The sequence below is a fragment of the Kitasatospora sp. NPDC001540 genome, assembly GCF_042894345.1.
In the GTDB taxonomy this organism is placed as follows: domain Bacteria; phylum Actinomycetota; class Actinomycetes; order Streptomycetales; family Streptomycetaceae; genus Kitasatospora; species Kitasatospora phosalacinea_C.
Genome location: NZ_JBIAVO010000083.1, coordinates 1 through 4,789 on the forward strand (window position 1 = coordinate 1; position 4,789 = coordinate 4,789).

At 69.1% G+C, this 4,789-nt stretch carries 5 protein-coding genes; 4 read left to right on the forward strand and 1 reads right to left on the reverse strand.

Going from position 1 to position 4,789, the window contains the following annotated elements:
* The 4 genes from ACFY00_RS38005 to ACFY00_RS38020 all read left to right on the forward strand — a co-directional run.
* Positions 1–111 (forward strand): adenosylhomocysteinase (locus tag ACFY00_RS38005; RefSeq protein ID WP_388038833.1); only part of this gene is annotated, 111 nt, incomplete at its 5' end.
* A gap of 69 nt (positions 112–180) precedes the next feature.
* On the forward strand, positions 181–1,362 hold the full coding sequence (locus tag ACFY00_RS38010; protein ID WP_388038821.1) for an acyltransferase family protein: 1,182 nt from the start codon (positions 181–183) through the stop codon (positions 1,360–1,362).
* A gap of 460 nt (positions 1,363–1,822) precedes the next feature.
* Complete coding sequence (locus ACFY00_RS38015; protein ID WP_388038824.1) at positions 1,823–3,022, forward strand: ParA family protein; 1,200 nt, start codon at positions 1,823–1,825, stop codon at positions 3,020–3,022.
* Positions 3,019–4,101, forward strand: a complete 1,083-nt coding sequence (locus ACFY00_RS38020; RefSeq protein ID WP_388038827.1) for a ParB/RepB/Spo0J family partition protein — start codon at positions 3,019–3,021, stop codon at positions 4,099–4,101. The genes ACFY00_RS38015 and ACFY00_RS38020 overlap by 4 nt, the downstream gene beginning before the upstream one ends.
* Here the strand turns inward: ACFY00_RS38020 and ACFY00_RS38025 are convergent.
* A complete protein-coding gene (locus tag ACFY00_RS38025) occupies positions 4,020–4,580 on the reverse strand; it encodes a hypothetical protein (protein WP_388038829.1) in 561 nt (186 codons plus the stop codon). The genes ACFY00_RS38020 and ACFY00_RS38025 overlap by 82 nt on opposite strands.
* Positions 4,581–4,789 lie beyond the last annotated feature (209 nt).

Consider the following 4,789-nt stretch of genomic DNA (forward strand, 5'->3'; position numbering starts at 1 on the left):
CTGCACCTGGACGCCCTCGGCGTCAAGCTCACCACCCTCACCCAGGACCAGGCCGACTACATCGGCGTCCCGGTCGAGGGCCCGTACAAGGCCGACCAGTACCGCTACTGAAGCACCGGCGGAAGCCGCTCATCCCGTCTCCCTGACCCTCCGACGCACAACCATCGCCAAGGAGCACACTTGCTGAACCAGCACACCGAAGCCGGACGGAAGCCGAGCACCTCCCCCCAGTCCGACCGTGCGGGCTTCCGCCCGGACATCCAGGCGCTGCGCGCGCTGGCAGTGGCGGCGGTCGTCGTCAACCACCTCTGGCCGACCCGACTCACCGGCGGTTACGTCGGTGTCGACATCTTCTTCGTCATCTCCGGGTACCTCATCAGCGCCCACCTGGTCCGGGAGATCGACCGCACCGGGCGGATCAACGTCCTGGGGTTCTACGCCCGCCGGGCGCGCCGCCTCCTGCCCGCCGCGCAGCTGGTGCTGGTCGCCGTCGTCGTCGCTGCCTTCTTCCTGATCCCGCGCGTCCGCTGGGCCCCGTTGGTCCACGAGGTGATCGCCAGCGTCTTCTACTGGGAGAACTGGTCCCTCACCACGGAGTTCTGGCCCAACCCCGTCAACTTCTACAAGCTCACCGCGGTGACCCACTACTGGACGCTGTCGGTCGAGGAGCAGTTCTACCTGTGCTGGCCGTTCTTCTTGCTGCTGCTCTTCAAGTTGAAGAAGCCCTGGGCGCGTTTCGCCGGTCTCGCGGCGGTGGGTGTCGCCTCCCTCGTGCTGTGCGTCCACCTCACGACGATCGCCCCTGGACCGGTGTACTTCGTCACTCCGATCCGGATCTGGGAGTTCGCGATCGGTACGGCGATCGCGATGCTCCACCAGCGGCTCGTGCTGCCTCGACCCGTGGCAGAGGCGGCCTCACTGCTCGGCCTCGCCGCGATCCTGGGATCCGCGGTTTTTTTCACCGCCACGACCGAATTCCCCGGCGCCATCGCGCTGATCCCCGCGCTCGGCACCGGTCTCTTCATCGTCGCCGGCACCCGACCCGGGCGGCAATGGCACACCTTCCTGACCTCATCGGCCCCCGTCCAGTTCTTGGGGGACATCAGCTACTCCCTCTACCTCTGGCACTTCCCCATAGTCGTGCTCGTTCCGTTCGCCCTCTCGACCCACCAGCTCTCCAACGCCACCCTCGGGGGCATCGCCGTGGCGTCACTGCTCCTCGCCTTCCTCTCGAAGCGCCTGATCGAGGACCCCGTCCGCAGGTCCCCCCGTCTTGTCGGCAGTACCGCCCTGACCTTCGCAGCTGCACTGGCTGGCACCGTCGTTGTGTGCCTGACCGCCACTCTTCTCCTTCGCTCCTGAAAGACGGGTCCGCGCGGTCACCGGCTCTGCTCCGTTCTCGGTGACGACGGGGCTGACGTCCACGACGGACGCGGAGGCTGGGGCGTCAACGAGCTTGTGGACGCGGTGTTTCCGGGGGCTCCCGGCCCTCGCCGTCCAGGAGATGGCCGGCGAGGGCGAGGCCGGGCGGACGTCGCCGAGCGGCTGCTGGTGCTGCCGCGCGAGCCCGGCGCCGTCAGCACCCGCCGCCCGGCCCGGCCCGCCGACCGCGCCCGCCACCGTGCCGTCACCCCGGCCACGTTCTTGTCGTTCCCCTCGTGGACCAACCTCGGGCGCATCCCGTCGCGGGGCAGAGCACGGGCGCTGGCATGGGCTGCCACAGTGGGCAAACCGGCGCCTCCACGACTTCCCCTCCCTTCCGGGGCGCGCCGATGTCCACCCAGGCGCATCAAATCCAGCCCTGCGCCACTAAGGTGACGTCATGGCATCTCCATACTCCGATGGAGAGCGGGAAAAGGTTGCGTCAAAGCTTCCGCCGACTCTCCGCCAAGCTCTGAAGACCCGAGCCGCGCAGCTCGGCATCGACATGCAGGTCGCGGTGACCGAAGCGGTCGAGCAGTGGCTGAGCCGCGAAGCCGGCCAGGACGCGACCGTCGACACCGCAGGCGCGGACAGCTTCAACACCTGGTTGCCCAACGGCCTGTACGACACGTTCAAGGCCGAGTGCACGAGCCGGGACATCTCCTTCGTCCAGGGTCTGGCCCAGGCGATCCGCGCCTGGGTGGACTCCCACGCCGCGCCGCTGACGGAGTTGACGATCACCCGCCCCACCCGGCGCTTCATCGTCTGCAACCAGAAGGGCGGCGTGGGCAAGACCACGGTTGCCGCCGGTCTCGCGCAGACCATAGCTCTCGGGCTGCCTGCCACCACCGGCTCATCGAAGCTGCCGGCTATCCCGGGCCTGCGCGTCCTGCTCGTGGACTACGACCCGCAGGGTCACCTGACCGAGCAGTTGGGGTGCAAGCAGATCGCGCCGGGCACCGAGAGCCTGGTGACGCACATGGTCGAGCGCGAGCGCGTCGTCGGCTCCCTGATGGACCACATCGTGCCGATCGCCCCCGGCTACTTCGAGGACCGGCTGTTCCTCCTGCCGTCCTCGTTCGAGGCGTTCCTCCTCGACTCCAGGCTCGGTGGTGTCCGGGGCCCCCGCGAAGCCCTGCTGCAGAGGGCGCTGGCCCCGCTGGAGGAGCACTTCGACGTCATCGTCATCGACGCCCCGCCGAACCTCGGTCTGGCCATGGACGCGGGCATCTACTACGCGCACCGCCGCAAGAACGAGGCGAAGGGCAACTCCGGCGTCGTCATCCCCGTCGAGGCCGAAGACTCCTCCGCCCACGCCTACATGATGCTCGACGGCCAGATCAACACGGTCTCCCTCGACTACGAGGTCGACATCGACCGCCTGGGCCTGGTCGTCAACAAGTACGACGTCCGCAAGGGCTACGTCGTCGCCACCGCTCTCGAGCAGTGGCAGTCCCTCCAGGACCCGCCGGTCCTCGCCGTCGTCCCCGACCTGAAGGAACAGCGCGAGGCAGTGCACGTGAAGCAGCCGCTACTGCAGTACGCACCGTCCTCGACCCAGGCGCAGCGCATGCGCGAGATCCGCAGGAGGCTCGGATGAGCATCGCCAAGAAGCTCGCGAGTGCCGGCGGCGGGTCCGCGTTCAGCAACCTGAGCGCCGCCAAGGGAGGCGACCTGACGTCGGCCGAGGCCCGCAGCGAGGCCCTCGGCCGCGCCCGGAAGGCCTCCAGCGTGCCGCTGACCGACGTCGTCTTCAACCCTCGCAACCACCGCAAGACCTACAGCGAGGAAGCGATCGACGAGACCGCGGCGAGCATGCGGGAGAGCGGGCAGATCACCGCGATCACCGTGGTGTCCCGGCTCGCCTTCCTCGACGCCCACCCCGACGTTCCCGAAGAGCACCTGGGCGACGCGTCGTTCGTCGCTCTCGACGGCAACCGGCGCCTGCGCGCGGCTGAGCGCGCCGGCCTGGAGCGGATCCGGGTCGACCTGCAGGACGACCTCGCCCCGACGGCTCCCGCGATGCTCGAAGCCGCACTGATCGCCAACATCCACCGCGAGAACGTCCCCCCGGTCGAGGAAGCCGAGGCGATCAAGGAACTCCTCGACACCGTCTACGACGGCAACCAGGCCGCCGTGGCCCGCCGCCTCGGGAAGACCGCGGCCTGGGTCGGACAGCGGCTGGCGCTCCTTCACCTGGCCCCGGAAGTGAAGGAGATGGTGGAGAACAAGGAGATCGGCGTCAAGGAAGCCCGCCGTCTCGGCGCCGCAACCCGCGCCGGAACCCTGACCGCGGACGAGCAGGTCACCCAGGCCCGCGAAGCCAAGGAGAAGCCGAAGGCCACGGTCGCCCGGCCCCGGAGCGCCGCCGATGTAAACCGGGTTTACCCCTCCCCCGCCACGCCGAGGGACGCCTCGGCCCCGGCAGCCTCGGCGCCCGAAGTAAACCCGGTTTATATCGAGGCCCGATCGGCCGCACCCGAGCCCGACCTGTCGCCGGCTCCCGCAGCCACCGCCACACCGTTGGCCACCCTGACCGTCGACCCCGCCGACGCGGACGCCTTCGCGAAGAGCATCCGATCGGTCACCACGCCCCGTCAGGCAGCCGCTGTCGCACGCGCCCTGATCGACCTGCTGAACGCCGAGCACAGCGTCGAGCTCTCCGAGGAACCGGCCTGAGGGGACACGGTGTAAACCCGGTTTACATCGCTGCTGACGCCGACACGCACCTGGCCCTCCCCACCACGATGTAAACCGGGTTTACGTGAGCGGGCCCGCTCCACAACTCCACGGCTCCCCGAAACCCAGCATGGGGCTGGCCCGGCATCATGCCGGGCCAGCCCCATGCTGCGTTCCAGCGGCGAGCCGTCGTCGAGGGCGGAGACCATCGCGTTGTGCTCGGCGGCAGCCTTCTGGTCGGTGCGGCTGACATCGTCCGTGGTACGGGTGAGCGCCTCGACCAGGTTCCGGTCGAGGCGCTCGTCGGTGACGGCGGGGGTATCGGTGGTCACAGGCGCGCTCCCCGGGGCGGCGGGGTCGGTGGTGAGGGTCAAGTGGTGCCGGGCGGTGGCGGAAGCCTCGGTCCAGTTGCCGGTGCAGGCGACGGCGCGGTCGTCGACGTAGCAGACCGCGTCGAGCTTCTTGTCGGTGACCCGCACAGGGTTGCGGGCGGTCCACTGCGAGCGGTCGGGGTTGTTGCCGACCTCGGCGTCGAAGCCGCGGGCGATCAGCCAGTTGACGATGCTGGGGTGGTACTCGCGCGAATGAGGGTCTCTCAGAGGGCGTTAAGTCCTGTTTTTAATGGTTCGGCATCGCTCGATCGTGGGGTCGGCTGCAGTTCCGGGGCGGCTGCCGGATCGGGGGTGGT

What these genes read in the sequence shown, in the direction of transcription:
- ACFY00_RS38020 (WP_388038827.1), top strand. Translation starts at nt 3,019, where the DNA reads ATGAGCATCGCCAAGAAGCTCGCGAGTGCCGGCGGCGGGTCCGCGTTC.
- ACFY00_RS38015 (WP_388038824.1), top strand. Translation starts at nt 1,823, where the DNA reads ATGGCATCTCCATACTCCGATGGAGAGCGGGAAAAGGTTGCGTCAAAG.